This window comes from Rhodococcus sp. WB9 (assembly GCF_007558985.1).
In the GTDB taxonomy this organism is placed as follows: Bacteria; Actinomycetota; Actinomycetes; order Mycobacteriales; family Mycobacteriaceae; genus Rhodococcus_F; species Rhodococcus_F opacus.
In genome coordinates, this window is record NZ_CP041769.1 from 2,496,432 (window position 1) to 2,517,522 (window position 21,091).

Below are 21,091 nucleotides of genomic sequence, written 5' to 3' on the forward strand. Positions count from 1 at the left end.
CAGGGGCACTCGTAAACTGCCAGCCTAACGACCGCAAGCCGATGACCAGGCTGTTTTCGCCACAACGCCGGCGTTGTTCCCGTCGAATTCACCGGTGGTCGACCCGGCGCCCGGACGCGGACGCTACGGTGTGCGGATGCCGATTGAAAAGAATGACTCGCAGCTGCTCAGTGAGCTGGCCCCGGTGGTGGACGAAAACCTCACACGTCACATCGCCGAGGCGGACGGCTGGCAGCCGCACGATCTGGTCCCGTGGGACCAGGGCAAGAACTTCGCGTTCATGGGTGGGACGGATTGGTCGGCAGATCAGTCGACGCTGAGCGACGTCGAGGCGCTCGCACTGACCGTGGGTGTGCTGGTGGCGGACAATGTGCCCGCGTACCACCGGGAGATCGCCAAGCACCTCGCCCAGGTGGGCCCGTGGTGGCGCTGGGTGGGCCGCTGGACAGCGGAGGAGAACCGGCACTCCATCGTCCTTCGGAACTACCTGATGGTGACGCGCGCCGTCGACCCCGTCGCCCTCGAGCGCGCCCGGATGGACGAGATGGTCCGCGGCTACGCGATGCCGCCGATGCATCTGCTCGAGATGCTCGCCAACTCCGCGTTCGAGGAGAAGGCCGCGGCGGTGCGTCATCACAACACGGCGGCACTCGGCGAGGACCCGCTGGTGGCCGTGATCGCCGAGCGGCTGGCCGCGGACGACGAACTGCAGTCGCTGTTCTACCGAAACATCGTCGAGGCCGCGTTCGAGCTGGTACCCGATCAGACGATGCGCGCGATCGCGTCGCGGATCGCCGCATTCGACGTGCCGAGCGTGGCACTGCCCGGTGGAACCGACAGCACCGCCGTGCTCGCCGAGGCCGGTATCTACGACCCCGCACAGCAGGGGGAGAAGGTGTTCGCTCCGCTGCTCCGCTCGTGGCACATCGCCGACCGCACCGATCTCGGCTCGGAGGGCGAGAAGGCCCGCGACGAGCTGTCCGCGCTGCTGTAGGACTTCTGCGCGAGAGGGCCCGCACTCGATCGAGTGCGGGCCCCTCTCCGTCGGAAGGGTCAGTCCTTCACCTTCGCCATCGCCAGCACGTCGAGACGCTTGTCGAGTTCTTCCTCGCTCAGCTTGTCGCCGATCAGACCACGGTCGACGACGGTCTCGCGGATGGTCTTCTTCTCCTTCAGCGCCTGCTTGGCGACAGCCGCGGCCTCCTCGTACCCGATCGCGGAATTCAGTGGCGTCACGATGGACGGCGACGACTCCGCGAGGGTCTTGAGGTGTTCGGTGTTCGCGACGAGCCCCACGACACACCGGTCGGCGAACAGTCGCGTGACGTTGGCCAGCAACGTCAACGACTCGAGCAGGTTCCGCGCCATCATCGGGATGTAGACGTTGAGCTCGAACGCGCCGGCGGCACCGCCCCAGGCGACCGCGGCATCGTTGCCGACCACCTGGGCAGCGACCTGGGTGGCAGCCTCCGGGAGCACCGGATTGACCTTGCCGGGCATGATCGAACTGCCGGGCTGCAGGTCGGGGAGACGGATCTCGCCGAGACCGGTGAGCGGTCCCGATCCCATCCAGCGGATGTCGTTGGCGATCTTGGTCAGGGACACCGCGATGGTGCGCAGCGCGCCGGACGCCTCCACCAGGCCGTCACGCGCCGCCTGCGCCTCGAAACTGTTCTTCGCCGGTGTGAGGGCGTCGACGCCCGTCGCCTTCACCAGTTCGGCGACGACCTTCGGGCCGAATCCGTCGGGGGCATTGAGTCCCGTTCCGACCGCGGTGCCGCCGATGGGCAGCTCACCGAGCCGGGGAAGGCAGGCCACGACCCGCTCCATCCCCGCCTCCATCTGGCGGGCGTAACCGCCGAACTCCTGGCCGAGGGTCACCGGGACGGCGTCCATGAGGTGGGTGCGGCCCGACTTCACGACGTGCTTCCACTCGGTGGACTTGTCGAGCAGGGCCAGGCGCAGGTGGTCGAGGGCGGGGAGGAGGTCCTTCACCGCGGACTCGGTGGCCGCGACATGCGTCGCGGTGGGAAACGTGTCGTTGGACGACTGCGACATGTTGACATCGTCGTTGGGGTGGACGACCACACCGTTCGCCGCGGCGATCGACGCGATCACCTCGTTGGCGTTCATGTTGGAACTGGTGCCCGAGCCCGTCTGGAAGACGTCGATGGGGAACTGATCGTCGTGCTTGCCCTCGGCGATCTCGCCCGCCGCGGCGATAATGGCGTCCGCCTTCTCGGCGTCGAGGAGGCCGAGGTCCTTGTTGACCTGCGCGCAGGCTGCTTTCAGCAGACCCATTGCACGTATCTGGGTGCGCTCGAGACCTCGACCGCTGATCGGGAAGTTCTCGACGGCGCGCTGAGTTTGCGCGCGCCACAGGGCATCCACAGGCACCCGCACCTCGCCCATGGTGTCGTGTTCGATCCGGTACTGCTGCTCGTTGCTCTCGGTCATGCGTCAAACATGCCACTTCTGAGCGCGTCGTGGGGGCGCTCCCCGTGCGCCTTTCCGGTAGCTCTGGCTACCGGAAAGGCGCACGGGCAGCGGAGCTGCCTAGAACGTCGGCGGAATGGCGCCGTCCTCGCCCGTGAAGTCCACGGACGAGTACTCGCGCAGCTTCTCGAGACGGTGGTACGCATCGATCATGCGGACGGTCCCCGACTTCGACCGCATCACGATCGACTGGGTCGAGGCGCCGCCGCCGTAGTAGCGGACACCGCGGAGCAGGTCGCCGTCCGTGACACCGGTGGCGCAGAAGAAGACGTTCTCACCGGACACGAGATCTTCGGTGGTGAGCACACGGTCCAGGTCGTGGCCTGCGTCGATGGCCTTCTGGCGCTCGGCGTCGTCGGTCGGGGCCAGCCGGCCCTGCAGCGAACCACCCATACAGCGCATGGCGGCGGCGGCGATGATGCCCTCGGGCGTTCCACCGGTGCCGATCAGGATATCGGTGCCCGACTCCGGACGCGCGGCGGCGATCGCACCCGCGACGTCGCCGTCGGAGATGAGACGGATCCGGGCGCCGGTGTCCCGGACCTCCTGGATCAGCCTGGCGTGCCGCGGACGGTCGAGGATGCAGACCGTCACGTCGGAGGGGGACGCCTTGCGGACCTTCGCGACGCGCTTGATGTTCTCGGCGACGGGCGCTGTGATGTCGATGACATCGGCGGCGTCGGGGCCGACGGCGATCTTCTCCATGTAGAACACGGCAGACGGGTCGAACATCGCGCCGCGCTCGGCGACCGCGAGCACGGCGATCGCGTTGGGCATGCCCTTCGCCATCAGGGTGGTTCCGTCGACCGGGTCGACGGCGAAGTCGCAGTCGGGTCCGTCGCCGTTGCCGACCTCTTCACCGTTGAACAGCATCGGGGCTTCGTCCTTCTCGCCCTCGCCGATGACGACGACGCCGCGCATCGAGACCGAGCTCACGAGCTGGCGCATGGCGTCGACGGCGGCTCCGTCGCCGCCCTCCTTGTCGCCACGGCCGACCCAGCGACCGGCAGCCATCGCACCAGCCTCGGTGACTCGGACCAATTCCAGAGCAAGATTTCGGTCCGGGGCCTCGCGGCGACTCGAAGTGGTGCTAGCCGTCATGGGCAGTGCCTCCTGGTGCAGTCACGGTCGACGTTGTACGTCGACGCTGTGTCGGTGGCCGTCGGCCGCCGAGTGTCGAGTGGATCTCGCTGCTGATTCTCCCAGAAAGAAGTGTGACGTGCGCTGCTGGGGCGCGAATCGGGGGACCGAGAATCGTTGTTCCGGGACCGACCCTGGATACTGGTGGGCGTGGCATCTGATAAACCCCGCATCCTGCACAACAACCGCGACATGGTGTGGTCGCTCGTACCCCTTGTCCTGTTCTGCGTACTGATCGCGGGTATCGCCAGCCAGTGCACGTTCAGCCCGGGCGGGCCCACCAGTGGTCCGATTCCCAGCTTCGACGTCGATGCGGCGCTGAAGTACGACGCGCAGGACCTTCCGTTCCCGGTGCGTAAGCCGGAGACACCGGAGGGCTGGACGCCCAACTCGGGCAGCCGCAGCATCGTCAGCGGCGACGGCGGCGGCGATTCGAGCACCGTCGGCTTCATCACCGAGGCAGGCCGCTACATCCAGCTGACGCAGAGCAATGCCGTCGAGACGGTGCTCGTGCCGTTCGTCGCGGGTGGTCCGCGTACGGCGACGGGAACCGAGGACGTCGCAGGTCACAGCTGGATCGTGTACGGCGGGGAGGGCGTCGAGCCGATCTGGGTCTCCGACTTCGGCGACGTCCGGCTCCTCGTGACGGGCAGTGCGTCACCCGAGGCGTTCGAGCAACTCACCACCGCCGCGGCCGACGCCCCGGTCCTCGCCGCCTGACGACCGGGGGCGTGTCAGCCCTCGTCGTCGGCGTGGGCGAGCGCCGTCTCGACGCGCTTGCGGGCCCCGGCGAGGTGCTCCTCGCAGCGTTTGGCCAGGGCCTCGCCCCGCTCCCACAGCGCGAGTGACGCGTCGAGGTCGAGGCCGCCCTGTTCGAGCACCTTGACCACGTCGACGAGTTCGTCGCGCGCCGCCTCGTAGCCGAGCTCCGCGATGTCGGTGTCGGTGTCGTTTCCGGTGGGCTTGCTCATGTCCTACTTGTCCTTTCCCATCACCGCGGCACGGACTGCGCCGTCGGCGACTCGAACGCGAATCTGGGTGCCCGGCGGGGCGTCGTCGACCGAACGCAGGACCTCGGGATCGCCGTCGGGCACAATCCGCTGGACCACGGAGTAGCCGCGGGCAAGGGTCGCAGCGGGGCCGAGGGTCGTCAGCCGTGCCCGCAGGTGCTCGATCGTGGTGCTCTCCGCGGCGATCGCCCGGCTGATGTCGCGTCGCCCGGCCTCCCGCAGTCGCTCGACCTCGTCCGACCGGTGGTCGAGTGCGCGCAGCGGATCGGCGAGCACCGGCCGGCTCCGCAGCTGGGAGATCAGGTGGGACTCGCGCTGCACCCAGTTGCGGAGAGCAGCCGCGCTCCGCGACCGCAGTTCGCCGACCAGCGCCTGCTCGGCTACGGCATCCGGTACGACCCGCTTGGCAGCGTCCGTCGGTGTCGCGGCCCGCAGGTCGGCGACGTGATCGCTGAGCGGACTGTCCGGCTCGTGGCCGATGGCGCTGACCACCGGAGTTCGGCAGGCGACGATCGCACGGCACAGCGTCTCGTCGGAGAACGGCAGCAGATCCTCCACGCTGCCGCCGCCGCGCGCGAGGATGATGACGTCGACGTGCGGGTCGGCGTCCAGTTCCTTCAACGCGTCGAGGATCTGCGGAACGGCGGTCGGGCCCTGCACCGGGGTGTTGCGCACCTCGAAGCGCACGGCGGGCCAGCGGCGCTGCGCCACGCTGAGGACGTCGTGCTCGGCGGCGCTGGCGCGGCCGGTGATCAGCCCGATGGTGCCCGGCAGGAACGGCAGCGGACGCTTCAGTCGAGGGTCGAACAGACCCTCCGCTGCCAGCAGCGCGCGCAGCCGCTCGATCCGGGCGAGGAGTTCACCGATCCCGATCGCGCGGATCTCCGTCACCCGCAGCGAGACCGACCCGCGGCCGGTGTAGAACGACAACTTGCCGAACATCACCACCCGGCTGCCCTCGGTGAGCGGGACAGGGGAGTTCTGCAACAGCTGCGGGGAGCAGGTCACCGACAACGACATGTCGACGGACGGATCCCGCAGCACCAGAAACGCGGTCCGGGTTCCCGGACGCGCGTTGATCTGGGTGATCTGTCCCTCGACCCAGACACTCCCGAGCCGGTCGATCCACTGTGCGACCTTGGCCGACACGGTGCGGACCGGCCACGGCTGCTCGGCGGTACTCGGTCCGGTACTGGCTGCGCGGGGCTGTGCGGAGGTCACTTGGCCTTGGCGGAGGTGATGCGGTTGGTCAGCATGGTCTGGAACGGTGCGCGTGCCAGGGTCGCGTTCTCGTAGTCCAGCAGCGTCGTGAGGTCCTCGACGGACAGGCTGCGCAGGCGCGCCCGCAGCTGGGCGAGCGTCAGCGTGCCGTAGTCGAGTACGACGGCGATCTCGGGTTCGGCCACCGTCGGGGCGGAGGTCGCGGCCTTCTTGCTCACCGGCTTCACGGAGGCGGCGCCGTTGGTGGCGGCGGGAGCAGCCTTCGGGGTCGAGACCTTCTCGGGGGTGCTCTCGTCTTGCGGACTCAGCGAGTACAGGGCGAACCGGCCCGGTCCGGCCGACCGCTCGTCGCTCGCGCCGTCGACGGCGGGATCCGGATCGGTGTCCTCGTCGAAGACGGCCCAGGCCGGCTGCTCGTCGTCGTGGGTCCAGTTGATCAGTGCGAAAGCCTGGTCGCCCTTGATGGCCAGCGCCGTCATGGACTGCTGAACACGCATCGTGGTCTGCAGCACCTGACTGACCGCGGTCATGGGCAGGGTCGCCGCGGTGGTCGGCAGTTTCCTGGCCTCTTCGACGGCCGTCACGGCGATTCCAGCGGCGACACGCGCCACGAACGGGGGACGAATCATTCCCACAGCCTGCCTGACAACGGCACGTTTGGGTAGCCGACGTGCCCACAGCGTCGACGACTTCGGTGCGACGATGCGCACACTACCCCGCCGAGGCCCCGCGAAAGTGTCGTCCGTACGGGGCGACCCGTAGTCTGGAGCCATGTCTTCGGCTGTTCCACTCAATGTGGGTATCACACGTTCTGCAGATTCGGGAGCGTCGCGCGCCGACGGCGAGAAGCGCGTACTGCTCGCGGAACCCCGCGGCTATTGCGCCGGCGTGGACCGCGCCGTCGAGACGGTGGAGAAGGCGCTCGAGAAGCACGGCGCCCCGATCTACGTGCGCAAGGAGATCGTCCACAACCGGCACGTCGTCGAGACGCTCACCGATCAGGGTGTCGTCTTCGTCGACGAGACCGACGAGGTTCCGGAGGGTGCGCTGCTGGTGTTCTCCGCCCACGGCGTGTCTCCCGCGGTCCACGAATCGGCCGCGGCGCGCAACCTGCGCACCATCGACGCCACCTGCCCGCTGGTCACGAAGGTCCACCAGGAAGCCAAGCGCTTCGCCCGGGACGACTTCGACATCCTCCTGATCGGCCACGAGGGCCACGAGGAAGTGGAGGGCACCGCCGGCGAGGCACCCGATCACGTGCAGTTGGTCGACGGACCCGACTCCGTCGACGCCGTGACGGTCCGCGACGAATCGAAGGTCATATGGTTGTCGCAGACCACGTTGAGCGTCGACGAGACGATGCAGACGGTCGCCCGGCTGCGGGAGCGTTTCCCGAATCTGCAGGACCCGCCGAGCGACGACATCTGCTACGCCACCCAGAACCGTCAGGTCGCCGTCAAGGCGATGGCACCCGAATGCGACCTCGTCATCGTCGTCGGTTCCCGCAACTCCTCGAACTCGGTTCGTCTCGTCGAGGTGGCACTGGGTGCGGGCGCGAAGGCGTCGTACCTGGTGGACTACGCACGCGAAGTGGATCCGGCCTGGCTCGACGGTGTCCGGACGGTCGGGGTCACCTCGGGTGCGTCCGTGCCGGAGATCCTGGTGCGCGGTGTGATCGATCTGCTCGACGAGCACGGATTCCACGACGTCCAGCCGGTCACGACGGCCAACGAGACGCTGGTCTTCGCACTGCCGCGCGAGCTGCGGGCCGCGCGGACCTGATCGGTTCGCTACGCGCCCCGTCCCTGCTCTAGCGGGGCTGCTCCGTCTCGAACGGCGGCTCGTACCGGTCGCGGTAGCGCACCTGGGGAATGGGGTGGGCCGGCACGTCGGAGTTGGGCCGGGGTCGCGGCGTCGTCCGCTGCGGGACCGAACGCGGCGCCTGAGTGGTGCGCGGAGGCGCCGACCGGGGTGCCTGCGCTGCCCGGTCGACCATCGGCGGTGGGGGCGCGGTGCGTCCGGCTGACGAGGACGAGCGGCGAGGCGGTGGGGTGGCCGCCCGTCGCGCCGATCGGGGGTGCTCCCGTGCCGCGTCCTTGGCACGCGCCCGACGCGGCGGCGGAGACTGTTCCGACTCCTCGGCGGCGCGCCGAGGGCGGGCGGCGCGTGGCGCCCGCTGCGCGCGTCGCCGCTCGGACGTGCGAGCGGGACCGGTCTTGCGTTGCTGCAGCAGGAAGAGGCGGAGTCCACCGATCAGCAGGGTCACCACCGTGGCCGCGAGCATCACCGGAAAGCGGTTGACCAGCGGATACGCGACGTTGATCGCCAGGTCTTTCAGTGCGGTGCTGTTCTCGTCCGCGATGAGACTCTGCCCGAGTGGCACCGCGACGAACAGGATCAGCGGCGGCTGGACGATCGCGGTGAACAGCGCTCGGTTGCCGGCAGCCGCCACGGCGAGGACACAGCCGAGGAAATAGAACGTGGAGAACGCAGCCGTGAGTTCGGTTCCGCGAGCCGCATCGACAGCGAATCCGACAAAGGTGACTCCGACGGCCAGGAGAATGACACCCCACCAGGGGAGACCGGGGACCGTAGGGACAATCGACCGCCTGTCGAGCGGCACCCCAGAGCGAGCACGTTGGGTTGCAGACACACAACGACAGTAGCGGCAACTTGTTAACTAGCCTCGTTGGCGTGACCGGTAGAGCCTGAGAGATCGTCGAGATTTGTGCGTCGCGGCCACGAATCGACGGCGCTGACCTCGGTGACGTCGCCGTCGAACACGTCGAGGTCGTGAAGCTTGCGGGCGGTGACTGTGACCCGGGACTCCATCGACGCGACGGTGAGATTGAACGAGTCGACGGCCTTGCCGAGTTGGGAGCCGAGACGGTCGAGGTGCGCGCCGACCGTCCCCAGCCGCGAATACAGCTCCCGGCCGAGCTGGCGGATCTTCGCGGCGTCCTGAGACAGCGCCTCCTGGCGCCAGGTGTGCGCGATGGTCCGCAGCAATGCGATGAGGGTGGTGGGGGTGGCGAGGATCACGTTCCGTGAGAACGCGTGCTCGAGCAGCCCGGAGTCGGCGGTCAGCGCCGCGTCCAGGAAGGGATCACCGGGCACGAACAGCACCACGAACTCCGGCGTCGGGTCGAACGACTCCCAGTACGTCTTATCGGCCAACTGATCGACGTGCGTGCGCAGCTGCCGGGCGTGCCGGGTGAGGTGCTGTTCGCGGGCGGCCGGGTCTTCCGTCTGCGCGGCGTCCAGGTACGCCGCGAACGGGACCTTCGAGTCGACCACGATCTGCTTGCCGCCCGCGAGGTACACCAGCAGGTCGGGACGGACACCGTCCTTCGACACCTGGGTGTCGAAGTCGCAGTGCCGGACCATCCCGGCCAGTTCGACCACCCCGCTCGAGCTGGATTTCGCCGTTCACGCTGAGTGTTGTTTAGTGCACTCGGCATCAGTGTCCGGGTTACCCCGGTCACGTTCACCACCAGGTGGTGTTCCCGCAGCGATACCGTCAGCCCGCCGAGCGGCGGGTCTTATGGTTGGTTTCTGTCGGGCGTCTTTTACGTCTCGTCCGCAACTCGCCGAAGACGCACCACCGTCAACAATTGCTGCGAGGGCAGCGAGGTTGAGGGCGGCGTTGTGATCACGATCAGCGCGGAATCCGCACGCATCGCAGGTGAACACCCGAACCTTCAGGGGCAGTTTGGCTTTCACTACCTGACAGTTCTAGCAGGTCTTACTCGACGGATACCAACGATCCGCCACGTGCAGTCCGGTGCCGGTCCGCTCGGTCTTGTACATTAGTTGTCGCCGGATCTCGGCGAGCCCCGCATCCTGCAGAGCCCGATTCAGCCCGCGTTTGTAGACGCCACCGGAGCGGGTCATGCCCGCGACATTGAGGTCTTCGACGACGACGGTGTCGAAGTCCCGCACCAACCGGGTGGTGAGTTTGTGCAGGTGATCGCGGCGTGCGGCGGCGATGCGGGTGTGCAGCGCCCGGATCTGTTCCTGTGTGCGCCGCCAACGCCGGGACGGTTGTTGACCGGTGCGGCGATCCGGGCCGACCCGCCGCGATGCGCGGCGGCCCAGACGACGAAGTTGTTTTGCCTGCTTACCTGCGTGCTTCGGGTTCTCGATCATCTCCCCGGTCGAGAGGACCGCGAGGTGCTTCACCCCGACATCGATTCCAACCACCGAACGGCCCACACCGCCATCGCCGACCGTGGCGGCACCGGTGGGTGGGAGTGCCCTGGCGGGGAGCGTGGCCTCGACGGAGAACGACACCTGCCACCGGCCCCGACGAAACGAGAGGGTCGCCGACCGAATCCGAGCCGACCCGGCGATCGTCTTGCGGGCCAGTTTGCGGGTGGATTCACACGTCCGGATCGCCCCGATCCGAGGCAACTGCACATGACGGCGGTCGCCGCCGTCGGTGACCAACCCGAAACTGCCGGTGGTGAATCGGCAGGAGGGCACCGCTCGTTTGCTTTTGAAGCGGGGGAACCCCATCGAGCCTTTCCGTTTCCCGGACCGGGCATCGGACCAGTTCGATAGGGCTACAGCGCAGTTCGCGATTCCGGAACTGTACGCCTCTTTCGAGTTTTCCGGCCACCACGGCTGCCCGGTCTCAGCGTTGACGGCGATGGCGTTTTTGACGGTGTTCCAGTCTTTGCGCAGGCTGTACGCGGACCACGACACCAGCGGCGTCAACTCCGAGTCCGGGATCTCATACGACCGCTCCGCAGCGCGTTGGTCGAGGTTCGCTTTCACCCGCGACAGTGCCCAGTTGTAGGCGAAACGCTGCGCCCCGCAATGCGACCACAACGCCTCGACCTGCCCCGGGGTGGGATCGAGAACATACACGAACGCCCGGATCACCAACCGAGACGGATCCGGTGCATCGACGTCAGCAGTCAGATCAGCAACTACAGCAGCGGCCGTCATGGGCGTTCCGCCGCGGCGGACACAGCAGCGGCGGCACGGCGACGGGCACTGCGCTGCCCGTACAGGCGGGTACACCGCGACGCCATGACCACCTCGTCGTTGTTCAACGCCTGTTCCGCCAGGGCGCCGACGGCCTCACGCAGCGGCCCGACCAGTCGCGAGATCTGCTCGCCGATCGCACCCGAGTGGCGGCGGGCGGAATCCTCGCTGACCGCGCCGAGCGACTGCCGCAGCAGGGCCTCGTTCTCGCGCAGCGCGGCGAGCTGTGCCCCCGCTCGCGCCGCCCGATCACCGCTCCGCGCCGCGTGCAGCAGCCACCCGAGGGCGGTGCCCGCGGCCAGCGCCAGGAGCATTCCGAGTGCAGCGAGTGCATTCATGTGGCTCATGGTGCACCGGCCCACCGACATGTGGGGCACCGACCCAGCGACATGTGGGGCACCGCCCCCCGCGACATGTGGGCCCCGCCCCAGCGACACGTCGAATCGCTCGGACGCCACGCGGCCGAGGTGTTCGAGGTTGTCGGCACGGTGCTCTACGGTCTCGGGACATGAGGATCCTGCACACTTCGGACTGGCACATCGGACGCACGTTCCACGGGGTGGACCTGCTCACCGACCAGACCCGTGTGCTCGACGCGATCGCCGCCCTCGTCGCCGAGCACGGCGTGGACGTCGTCGTCGTTCCCGGAGACGTGTACGACCGGTCGATCCCCAGCGCGGACGCCGTCACCGTGTGCAACCGCGGCTTCGAAGCGATCCGGGACGCCGGCGCGGTCATCGTCGCCACGTCCGGCAACCACGACTCCGCGGCGCGGCTCGGGGCGGGTGCCGCGTTCTCCCGCGCGGGCGGGCTGCACCTCATGACGACGGTCGCCGGGATCGGCTCGCCCGTCGTGCTCGAGGACGCGCACGGTCCCGTCGCGTTCTACGGCATTCCCTATCTCGAGCCCGAGATCACCCGCGCGCAACTGGACGTGCCGACCGCGCGGTCGCACGCCGAGATCCTCGACGCCGCGATGGACCGTGTCCGCATCGACCTCGACAGGCGGAACGACACCACACCGCTCACCAGGTCGGTGGTGCTGGCCCACGCGTTCGTCGTGGGAGCGGAGGCCACCGGGTCGGAGAGGTCCATCTCCGTCGGCGGCGTCGAGACGGTGTCGGCTTCGGCCTTCGGCGGGGTCGACTACGTCGCGCTCGGTCACCTCCACTCGCCGCAGACCCTCGCGGAGAACATCCGGTACTCGGGTTCGCCGCTGCCGTACTCCTTCGGCGAGCGCACCCACAGCAAGGCGGTCTACCTCGTGGATCTCGACGCCGACGGGCTGCGGAACGTCGAGCGGGTCGACCTGCCGGTGGTCCGCGGTCTCCGGCAACTGACCGGGACGGTGCAGGAGTTGCTCGAGGACGACACGTACCGCGACGCCGAGGACTGCTACGTGTCGGCGGTGCTCACCGACCCGGAACGCCCGGTCGACGCCATGCGCTCGCTCCAGGCCCGATTCCCGTTCGCCGTTCACCTCGAGTGGCAACGTCCCGAGGGTGGCGACGATCTGCGCTACCGCGACAAGGTGCACGGGCGCAGCGATCTGCAGATCACGCGCAGCTTCCTCACCGACGTGCGAAGCGAACCGTCGACCGGCGAGATCCGGCTGGTGGAAGCCGCACTCGGCTTCGCCGACCGGGCCGGCGAAGACACCGCCGAGGTCGTCGCGCTGGAACAGACGGCATGAGGCTGCATCGACTCGAGGTCGAAGCCTTCGGGCCGTTCGCAGGATTCGTGGAAGTCGACTTCGATCGGCTCGGCGCGGACGGGCTCTTCCTGCTGCACGGTCATACCGGCGCCGGTAAGACGACAGTCCTCGACGCGGTGGCGTTCGCGCTGTACGGCACGGTGCCCGGGGCGCGGAAGGACGGCAAGCGCCTCCTGTCCGACCACGCGCCCGCCGGTTCCGTTCCCACGGTGACGCTCGAGGCGACGATCGCGGGCCGGCATCTGCGTCTCGTCCGCAGCCCCGAGTTCGAGCGTCCCAAGCGCCGTGGGTCGGGGACCATCAAGGAGAACGCGAAGGCAACGCTCACCTGGCTCGACGGCCGCGGGGAGAACCTGTCACGAATCCCCGACATCGCCGACGAGGTCGGTCGGCTGATGGGTATGAGCGCCGACCAGTTCTTCCAGGTGGTCCTCCTGCCGCAGGGGGAGTTCGCGAAGTTCCTGCGCGCCGACAACGAGGAACGCGGTCAGCTCCTGGAGAGGCTGTTCGACACCACCCGATTCGGGACGGTGGAGGAGTGGTTCCTCGACCGCAGGCGCACCAGCGCCCACGACCTGGACGAGCATCAACGGGCCATCGACGTGCTGCTGGCACGGGTCGCGACGGCCGCGGGCATCGAGGGAGGCGCAGATGCCGATCCGGTGACCTGGGCCCACAAGCTCGAGGACGAGGCCCGCGAGACCCGGGACCTGGCTGCGGACGACCTGCAGAACGCCAAGAGCCGGGCGAAGAGGGCCCGCGACGCGCTCACGGAGGCGCGCCGCGTCCTCGAACTCCAGAACCGCAGGCGGCGAGCCGAGGCGGAACTCGAGGCTCACGCAGCGGGGGCGGCCCGGCGGGCGGTCCTGGTCGCCGAATTGGCGGATGCGCGCCGGGCCGAACCGGTCGCGACCGTCGCGCGCGAGGCCGACGCCGCCCGGGCCAAGGCTGCGGCTGCCGCGCGGAACGTCGAGGCGATCACGGACGGATTGCGCTCGACGGCGGGCGGCGCCGATCTCGTGGCGGAGTTGTCCTGGCCTCCGACCGCTGACGAACGGGAGCACATCCGGTCGAGTATCCGGGCCTGGCGTGACGAGATCGTGCGCCTCGACGGGGCACTCGCCGAATCCGTCGCCGCCGACCGGCTCGCTGGCGAAGTGGAGCGACTGCACGCCCGGCAGGTCGAACTCGCCGAGGCCGGTGACGCGCTGACCCGGGAGCGGGAACAATTGCCGCTCGCTCTGCGGGAAGCGGAGAAGGCGCTCGACTCGGCGCAGAAGGCCCGCGCCGCACTGCCGGCCCTCGTCGATGCCCGGGACCGGGCAGCAGACGCTGCCTCGGCGGCAGCGGATCTCCGTACCCGCCGCACCGAGCGCGATCGGCTCGAGCGCGGCGTGCTCGATGCCCGACGGAAGCATCAGGACGCGCGGGAACACTGGCTCGACCTGCTGCAACGTCGGATCGCGGGCATGGCAGCCGAACTGGCGGGCACGCTCGAAGACGGTGTCCCGTGCCAGGTGTGCGGTTCACCCGAGCACCCGCAGCCTGCCGAACCGTCCGAGCTGTCGGTCACGAAGGCCGACGAGGACAAGGCCCTCGCCGCGGAGCAGAAAGCCGCGGCGGCGCTGACGACCGCGACCGAGAAATTGGGCGCGGTGGAGCGCGCGATCGACGTGCTCGTTCAGCGCGGCGGCGACGGTGACGCGGACGAACTCGCGCAGGCACTCACGGTCGCGGACACGGCGGTGGGGGAGGCCTTCGCGCTCGGCGACGAGGTCGAGCGCCGGTCCGCATCGCTCACCGAACTGCGGGACCACGAGAGTCACCTGCAGGAACGGTCACGGGACGTGGGCGTCGACGCCGCCACCGTGGCCGAGAGGATCACTGCGAGTACGACGCAGCTCGGGGAGATCCGGGCCCGGGTGAGCGAGGCGGCAGGTGACGACCCGAGCGTGGCGGCTCGTCGAGCACGACTCGACGCCCTCGCCGAGTCCGCATCCGAGCTGCTCGACGCGCGGGACGCCGGTGCCGGAGCCGAGTCGGCGGCCCGTGAACTCGCGGCGAAGGCCGAAACACTCGCCGGGGACGCCGGTTTCGACGGCACTGCCGACGCCCTGGCCGCGGTCCGGACGCCCGCCCGCCAGAGTGAGATCGAGGCCGTGCTCACGGCGGCGCGGGACGCCGAGGTCGGGGCGCGCAGCGTGCTCGACGACCCGGAGGTCGTTGCCGTCGCCGAGGCGGAGCCCGTGGAATTGGCGTCCGTCCAGCACGCGCACGACGCGGCCGCGGAGGTCGTGAACGTCGCCGTCGCGGCGGCGTCCGACGCCGAGCGTCGACTGCTCGATCTGGAACGGTTCGTCGGTCAGCTCGACAAGGCCGCCGAGGCGATCGCGCCGATGCAGGCCGCGCACGAGGAGCTGGCCGCGCTCGCCGAGGTGATCGCGGGCCGTGGCCAGAACGCCAGGAAGATGTCGCTGCGGTCGTACGTGCTGGCGGCCCGGCTGGAAGAGGTGGCGGTCTCGGCGTCCGCGCGGCTCGGCCGGATGTCGGCGGGACGTTACGAGTTCGTCCACAGCGACGAGGCCGGTCCGCGAGGCCGCCGCGGTGGTCTGGGTCTGGACATCCGCGACGACTACACCGGGGTGGTGCGGTCGGCCAAGACCCTGTCCGGCGGTGAGTCGTTCCTGGCGTCGCTGTCGCTGGCGCTCGGTCTCGCCGATGTGGTCGCCGCGGAGTCGGGAGGCGTCGTCCTCGACACGATGTTCATCGACGAGGGATTCGGCACCCTCGACGCGGACACCCTCGACTCGGTGATGGGCGTGCTCGACGAGCTTCGTGACGGCGGCCGGGTGGTCGGGATCGTCAGTCACGTCGACGAGATGCGTCAGCGAATCCCGAGCCGGCTGCACGTGATTCGCGGACGCACCGGCTCCACCGTGGAGGTGGTCGCCGGCTGACCGCCGGTCAGTCCGCCTTCGGCGCGACGGCGGCCTGATCGACGGTGACGCCCTCCCGTTCGGCGTCGTCGAGGTCTTCGTCCACGGCGACGGCGTCGGCGATGTTGCTCTCGGCGCTGTGCTCGTCGATCTGCTCACCGATGTAGCGCACCACCACGGCGGCGACAGCGGCAGCGGGCACCGCGAGGAAGGCGCCGACGATCCCGAACACGGAGCCACCTGCGGTGACGGCGAGCAGAACCACCACGGCGTGCAGTTTCATGCTCTTGCTCTGGAGAACCGGCTGCAGCACGTTGCCCTCGATCTGCTGCACCACGATGATGATGATCAGCACGATCACCGCGGTGGTGAGACCGTTGGCTACCAACGCGACGAGCACGGCGAGAGCGCCGGCGACGAATGCACCGACGATCGGGATGAAGCCACCGATGAACGTCAGGATCGCGAGGACCGGTGCGAGTGGCACACCGAGAATCAGCAGTCCGGCGCCGATGAAGACGGCGTCGATGAGGCTGACCAAGGCCTGCGTGCGGATGAACCCGCCGAGCGTGTCCCACATGCGGCCCAGCACCACTTCGAGGTGACGGCCCGCGCGGCCGCCGCCGACGGAGTGCAGCCACGGGATGAACCGGGGACCGTCCTTGATGAAGAAGAACGACAGCACCAGCACGAGGCCCAGTGTGAGCAGCAGGGAGCTGGCGGTGCTGACGCCGGTGAACACGCCGGACGCGATGACCGTCCCACTTTCCTGCACCTTCACGATGATGGTGTGGATGCCCTGGTCGATCTGATCGTCCTGGAGGTTGATCGGCGGACCCTTCAACCAGTCCTGCACCTGGTTGATGCCCTGGGTGGCCTTGTTGGCCAGCTCGGGTGCCTGGTTGACGACGGACGGCACGATGCCCGCGATGATTCCGGCCACGACGGCGATGAACACGATGAGAGATGTCGCGGCGGCCGCCGCAGGGGGGATACGTCGTCGCGTCATCGCCCGGGTCGGCGGCCACAACACCGTGCACACCACGACGGCCAGGAGCACGGGGAGGACGATCACCCACAGCTTTTCGATGATCCACCCGAACAACAACGCACCCAGCGAGATGGCCACGAGGACCAGTGACCACTTGGCCAGCCACATCGCACCCACCCCGATGAGATGCCCGCGGTCCGGTTTCGTGACCGTGCTCCCGGACGGTGCCGGGGCTTCCTTCTCCGTCACAGATGGTCCTCCCTGCCGTGTCTGCTCAGTTGATCAGTACTGACAGTACTGGGGGACGCCGGGACGGCCCGGTGTGGTCAGCAGCAGCGGGCACCCGGGTTCGCGTCGGCGTCCGCATAGCGCGCCTTCCAGTACTCGCGCTCGGTCGGCACCTCGGCGTCCGGATGGTTCCGGCGGAGGTGTTCGACGTACCTGCTGTAGTCGTGGTCGCCCATCAGTGACCCCGTCCACCACCAGGCGGTCCGGACGGCCCGCACGACCCTATTCATCATGGTGATGTGCCCTGTCCGTGTGGGTGTGCGCAGCACCGGGTGCGCGCACCGCTCCCGACGCGATGAGTTCGTTCCATTCCTTGTCGAGTTCCTTCTCGGCGGCTGTGGGGACGAACCCGGCAGGCGCGAAGATCTTCGACGGCTGCTCGGGTGACTCGGTGGTCGGCAGTCCACCCGCCCGGAACGCCTTGATGCACACGAGCACTCCGGCCACCACGACGACGAGGACGAGGCCGGCGAACACGATCGACAGGGTCCCCTGGATGAACGTGTTGCGGATGACGGCGTCGATGGCCTCGGGGGTCTTGGCGGAACCGAAGCTGGTCTTGCCGGCTTCCTTCGCTTCCTTGAACGCGGCGTGCTGGGACCAGTAGCCGACGGCGGTGTTGCCGGAGAAGATCTTCTGCCAGGACGCCGTCATGGTCACGATCAGGTCCCAGACGAGGGGAACGCCGGGAATCCATGCCCACTTGAACAGGCCCCTCTTCATGACGATGGCGAGGACCACGGTCAGCGCGATCGCAGCGAGCAACTGGTTCGCGATGCCGAAGAGCGGGAACAGGGTGTTGATTCCGCCGAGCGGGTCGGTGACGCCCATCAGCAGGATTGCGCCCCACAGGCCGACGACGGCCAGCGAGCACACCCAGGCTCCGACGCGCCACGACGGATCCTTGAACTTGCGGGCGGGTCCGCCGAAGTTGCCGAGCGAGTCGGACAGCATGAACCGGGCGACACGGGTGCCTGCGTCGACGGTGGTGAGGATGAACAACGCCTCGAACATGATCGCGAAGTGATACCAGAACGACTTGAGGGCGGCGCCGCCGAGGAACTGGCTGAGCACTTCCGACATGCCGAACGCGAGCGTCGGGGCACCGCCGGTGCGCGAGATGATCGACTCCTCGCCCACGTTCTCCGCGGCCTGCGCGAGCGTGTCGGGGCTGATGTTCGGGCTGGACAGTCCGAGGCCGTTCACATACGCGGCGGCCGTCTCGGGGGTCCCGCCGGTGAGGGTGGCCGGCGCGTTGAGCGCGAAGTACAGGTGCTGGTCGATGATGCACGCGGTGACGAGCGCCATGATCGCGACGAACGACTCGGTGAGCATGCCCCCGTATCCGATCAGCCGCATCTGCTTTTCCTTCGCCAGCAGCTTGGGTGTGGTGCCGGAGGAGATGAGGGCGTGGAAGCCGGACAGCGCGCCGCACGCGATCGTGATGAACAGGAACGGGAACAGCGAGCCCGCGAACGCGGGGCCGTTGCCCTGGATGGCGAACGTCGTGACGTCGGGCATCTTGATGGTGGGCTGCGCGACCAGGATGCCGATGGCCAGCAGGATGATCGTGCCGATCTTCATGAACGTCGACAGGTAGTCGCGCGGGGCCAGCAGCAGCCAGACGGGCAGGACGGATGCGGCGAAACCGTAGGCGATCATCAGCCAGGCGATGGTCACCTTGGAAAGCGTGAACCAGTCGGCGCCCCAGCCGGTGTCGGCGACCCAGCCGCCGGACACGATGGCGAGGAGCAACAGCACGACGCCGATCAGCGACACCTCCGCGACCTTGCCCGGGCGCAGGTACCGCAGGTAGACGCCCATGAACAGGGCGATCGGGATGGTCATGGCAATGGAGAAGACGCCCCACGGGCTTTCCGCGAGCGCGTTGACGACGACGAGGGCGAGCACCGCGATGAGGATGATCATGATGACGAAGACGCCGATCATGGCGGCGACACCGCCGACGAGGCCGAGTTCGTCGCGGGCCATCTGACCGAGGCTGCGTCCGCGGCGTTTCGTCGAGATCCACAGGACGAGGAAGTCCTGGACGGCCCCGGCGAAGACGACGCCGATGATGATCCACAGCGTGCCGGGCAGGTAGCCCATCTGCGCGGCGAGGACGGGACCGACGAGGGGGCCTGCGCCGGCGATAGCGGCGAAGTGGTGCCCGAACAGCACCCGCCGGTCCGTCGGCATGTAGTCCTTGCCGTTCTCCAGGATCTCGGCGGGCGTGGCCCGGTCGTCACGGGGTTGGACGAGTTTGCGCTCGATCAGCCGCGCGTAGAAGCGGTAAGCGATGAGATAGGTGCAGACGGCGGCCACCACGAACCAGACGGCGTTGATGTTCTCGCCGCGGATGAACGCGATCATCACCCAGGCGATGCCGCCGAGAAGGCCGAGGACGGCGAACGTGATCCGCGCCGCCGGTGAGATGGGGGTGCGGTCCACGACGCCGACCGCTGGTAGATCCGGATCCGTATTCAGGTACTCGATCTCGGATTCGGGTGCGGCTCTCAGGGCCATCGCGAACTCCTTCCCAGCGCCCCCGTCGTCATTGTGTGCCAGGGGTGACGCCGTCGACAGATGCCACATCTCTTGTGGCCCCCGTCACCCTATTGCGCCGACGTTCGGTTCGACGAAAAAACGACGTCAGAAGCGAGACGAATCGGCGTCGATCCAGTCGGTGAGCCAATCCGGCGGCGGATCCTCGAGCAGTTCGCCGGGCATCAGCCATTCGTACAGTTCCGCGTAGGTGCGGGTGGTGACTCCGTCGATCCGCCGGTTGAGGATCGCCGGTGTCAGTTGGTCGAAGCTGTCGAGACCCATCGATGCCACCATCTGCTGGGCGCCCGCCACCGTCGACTTCTGGAACCGGAACACCCTGGCCGCCTTGTCGGGGACGTCGAGTGCGCGGCTCCGCGCCGGGTCCTGGGTCGTCACCCCGACGGGGCAGCGGTTGGTGTGGCACATCTGCGCCTGGATGCACCCGACGGCGAACATCATCGCGCGGGCGGCCAGGGTGAAGTCGGCGCCCTGGATGATCCGTTTGACGATGTCGGATGCGCTGGCGACCTTCCCGGATGCGCCGATCTTGATGCGGTTCCGCAGTCCGGCGCCGGTGAGCGCGTTGTGCACGAGCATCAGCCCCTCGGTGAGGGGCATGCCCATGTTGTCCTCGAATTCCACCGGACCCGCACCGGTTCCGCCCTCGGAACCGTCGACGACGACGAAGTCCGGGGTGACGTCCCGTTCGAGCATCGCCTTGCAGATGCCGAGGAACTCGGTGCGCGATCCGACGCACAATTTGAACCCGACGGGTTTGCCGCCGGACAGCCTGCGCAGGGTGACGATGAAATCGATCAGCTCGTTCGGGGTGGAGAACGCGGTGTGCGCGGGCGGGGAGATCACCGTCTGTCCGACCGGCACCCTGCGCGTCTCGGCGATCTCCCGCGACACCTTCGCCCCGGGCAGCACACCGCCGAGCCCGGGTTTCGCGCCCTGCGACAGCTTGATCGAAATCGCTTTCACCTGCTCGAGTGCCGCGTGTTCGGCGAACTTGCCGGGGTCGAAGTGGCCGTCGTCCGTCCGGCAGCCGAAGTAACCGGACGCGATCTCCCAGATCAGATCGCCGCCGTGCTTGCGGTGGTACGGGCTGATCGCGCCCTCTCCGGTGTCGTGCGCGAACCCGCCGCGCGCGGCCCCGGCGTTGAGGGCTTCGATGGCGTTCGCGGAGAGCGAGCCGAAGCTCATCGCCGACACGTTGAGAAGCGCGATGTCGTAGGGCCGTTCGCAGTGGGGGCCGCCGATGCGCACGGTCGGCGGCTCGGGTGGCGCCATCCGGGCGCGCAGCGAATGGGCCATGAACTCGTAGCCGACGGCGTGCACGTCCCGCTCGGTGCCGAACGGCTCCTCGGCGAGGGTCCCCTTGGCCCGCTCGTAGACGAGGTCGCGGGTCTCGCGGTCGAAGGGCGTTCCATCCGTGGACGATTCGACGAAGTACTGCTGGATCTCGGGGCGGATCTTCTCGAGCAGGAACCGTACGTGCCCGAGCACCGGGTAGTTCCGCAGAATGCTGTGCCGCCGTTGCAGCAGATCCCATGTCCCGACGGCTGCGAGCGCGAGAAGGACGACCGCGGCGAACCACCACCCGGTGGCAACGCCGAGGGCCAGGGCGAGAGCACCCAGTCCGAGGATCCATAACGCGAGGACGATCAACCAGCGGGCCACTCGCTGAGACTAGAACCTCACGTGAGTGCCGACGCGTACTCCGGCGCACTTTCCCACTCACGGGGGAGACAGG

General features: G+C 68.5%; 17 protein-coding genes and 2 pseudogenes. 5 read left to right on the plus strand and 14 right to left on the minus strand.

Annotation, left to right across the window (positions count from 1 at the left end; genetic code table 11):
* Window positions 1-136: 136 nt before the first annotated feature.
* Complete coding sequence (locus tag FND50_RS11635) at window positions 137-994, plus strand: acyl-ACP desaturase (protein WP_144285872.1); 858 nt, start codon at window positions 137-139, stop codon at window positions 992-994.
* 59 nt (window positions 995-1,053) lie between these two features.
* Here FND50_RS11635 and FND50_RS11640 read toward each other — a convergent pair whose 3' ends face one another.
* Window positions 1,054-2,457: a class II fumarate hydratase gene (locus FND50_RS11640; protein ID WP_005238997.1), complete on the minus strand. Its 1,404-nt coding sequence runs from the start codon at window positions 2,455-2,457 to the stop codon at window positions 1,054-1,056.
* A gap of 99 nt (window positions 2,458-2,556) precedes the next feature.
* On the minus strand, window positions 2,557-3,597 hold the full coding sequence (gene glpX / locus FND50_RS11645; RefSeq protein ID WP_039952719.1) for a class II fructose-bisphosphatase: 1,041 nt from the start codon (window positions 3,595-3,597) through the stop codon (window positions 2,557-2,559).
* Between the two features lie 189 nt (window positions 3,598-3,786).
* On the opposite strand from glpX, the gene FND50_RS11650 reads away from it, so the two are divergent.
* Window positions 3,787-4,356, plus strand: a complete 570-nt coding sequence (locus tag FND50_RS11650) for a DUF4245 domain-containing protein (RefSeq protein WP_039952749.1) — start codon at window positions 3,787-3,789, stop codon at window positions 4,354-4,356.
* A 14-nt stretch (window positions 4,357-4,370) separates the two neighbouring features.
* Here the strand turns inward: FND50_RS11650 and FND50_RS11655 are convergent, their stop codons facing one another.
* The 3 genes from FND50_RS11655 to FND50_RS11665 are packed head-to-tail and all read right to left on the minus strand — an operon-like array spanning window position 4,371 to window position 6,496.
* On the minus strand, window positions 4,371-4,607 hold the full coding sequence (locus FND50_RS11655; protein WP_054248320.1) for an exodeoxyribonuclease VII small subunit: 237 nt from the start codon (window positions 4,605-4,607) through the stop codon (window positions 4,371-4,373).
* 3 nt (window positions 4,608-4,610) lie between these two features.
* Window positions 4,611-5,867, minus strand: coding sequence for an exodeoxyribonuclease VII large subunit (gene xseA / locus FND50_RS11660; RefSeq protein ID WP_144285873.1), 1,257 nt, complete (start codon window positions 5,865-5,867; stop codon window positions 4,611-4,613).
* A complete protein-coding gene (locus FND50_RS11665) occupies window positions 5,864-6,496 on the minus strand; it encodes a lipid droplet-associated protein (protein WP_186301270.1) in 633 nt (210 codons plus the stop codon). The genes xseA and FND50_RS11665 overlap by 4 nt, the downstream gene beginning before the upstream one ends.
* Window positions 6,497-6,638: 142 nt before the next feature.
* On the opposite strand from FND50_RS11665, the gene FND50_RS11670 reads away from it, so the two are divergent.
* Window positions 6,639-7,649: a 4-hydroxy-3-methylbut-2-enyl diphosphate reductase gene (locus tag FND50_RS11670; RefSeq protein ID WP_144285875.1), complete on the plus strand. Its 1,011-nt coding sequence runs from the start codon at window positions 6,639-6,641 to the stop codon at window positions 7,647-7,649.
* A 28-nt stretch (window positions 7,650-7,677) separates the two neighbouring features.
* Here the strand turns inward: FND50_RS11670 and FND50_RS11675 are convergent, their stop codons facing one another.
* The 5 genes and pseudogenes from FND50_RS11675 to FND50_RS11690 all read right to left on the minus strand — a co-directional run.
* Window positions 7,678-8,520, minus strand: coding sequence for a DUF6542 domain-containing protein (locus tag FND50_RS11675; RefSeq protein ID WP_186301271.1), 843 nt, complete (start codon window positions 8,518-8,520; stop codon window positions 7,678-7,680).
* A gap of 23 nt (window positions 8,521-8,543) precedes the next feature.
* A pseudogene (locus FND50_RS11680) lies at window positions 8,544-9,294 on the minus strand (DNA recombination protein RmuC); the annotation flags it as partial.
* Between the two features lie 2 nt (window positions 9,295-9,296).
* The gene (locus tag FND50_RS36730) at window positions 9,297-9,590 is read right to left on the minus strand and encodes a zinc ribbon domain-containing protein (protein ID WP_313905312.1); all 294 of its coding nucleotides are present in this window, start codon (window positions 9,588-9,590) and stop codon (window positions 9,297-9,299) included.
* Between the two features lie 12 nt (window positions 9,591-9,602).
* On the minus strand, window positions 9,603-10,820 hold the full coding sequence (tnpB, locus tag FND50_RS11685) for an IS607 family element RNA-guided endonuclease TnpB (protein WP_260850967.1): 1,218 nt from the start codon (window positions 10,818-10,820) through the stop codon (window positions 9,603-9,605).
* A 110-nt stretch (window positions 10,821-10,930) separates the two neighbouring features.
* Window positions 10,931-11,197 (minus strand): annotated as a pseudogene (locus FND50_RS11690) (DNA recombination protein RmuC); the annotation flags it as partial.
* Between the two features lie 170 nt (window positions 11,198-11,367).
* Here FND50_RS11690 and FND50_RS11695 point away from each other — a divergent pair.
* The gene (locus tag FND50_RS11695; protein WP_144285876.1) at window positions 11,368-12,552 is read left to right on the plus strand and encodes an exonuclease SbcCD subunit D; all 1,185 of its coding nucleotides are present in this window, start codon (window positions 11,368-11,370) and stop codon (window positions 12,550-12,552) included.
* A complete protein-coding gene (locus tag FND50_RS11700) occupies window positions 12,549-15,530 on the plus strand; it encodes an AAA family ATPase (protein WP_144285877.1) in 2,982 nt (993 codons plus the stop codon). The genes FND50_RS11695 and FND50_RS11700 overlap by 4 nt, the downstream gene beginning before the upstream one ends.
* A gap of 7 nt (window positions 15,531-15,537) precedes the next feature.
* On the opposite strand, the gene FND50_RS11705 is transcribed toward FND50_RS11700, so the two are convergent.
* The 4 genes from FND50_RS11705 to FND50_RS11720 all read right to left on the minus strand — a co-directional run bounded on the left by FND50_RS11705 (window position 15,538) and on the right by FND50_RS11720 (window position 21,018).
* Window positions 15,538-16,749: an AI-2E family transporter gene (locus tag FND50_RS11705; protein ID WP_144285878.1), complete on the minus strand. Its 1,212-nt coding sequence runs from the start codon at window positions 16,747-16,749 to the stop codon at window positions 15,538-15,540.
* Between the two features lie 77 nt (window positions 16,750-16,826).
* The gene (locus FND50_RS11710; protein WP_037202947.1) at window positions 16,827-17,018 is read right to left on the minus strand and encodes a YbdD/YjiX family protein; all 192 of its coding nucleotides are present in this window, start codon (window positions 17,016-17,018) and stop codon (window positions 16,827-16,829) included.
* Window positions 17,011-19,314 (minus strand): carbon starvation CstA family protein, encoded by a 2,304-nt coding sequence (locus FND50_RS11715; RefSeq protein ID WP_144285879.1) that lies wholly within the window; start codon window positions 19,312-19,314, stop codon window positions 17,011-17,013. Before FND50_RS11715 ends, FND50_RS11710 begins: the two co-directional genes overlap by 8 nt.
* Window positions 19,315-19,440: 126 nt before the next feature.
* Window positions 19,441-21,018: an FMN-binding glutamate synthase family protein gene (locus FND50_RS11720; protein WP_144285880.1), complete on the minus strand. Its 1,578-nt coding sequence runs from the start codon at window positions 21,016-21,018 to the stop codon at window positions 19,441-19,443.
* Window positions 21,019-21,091 lie beyond the last annotated feature (73 nt).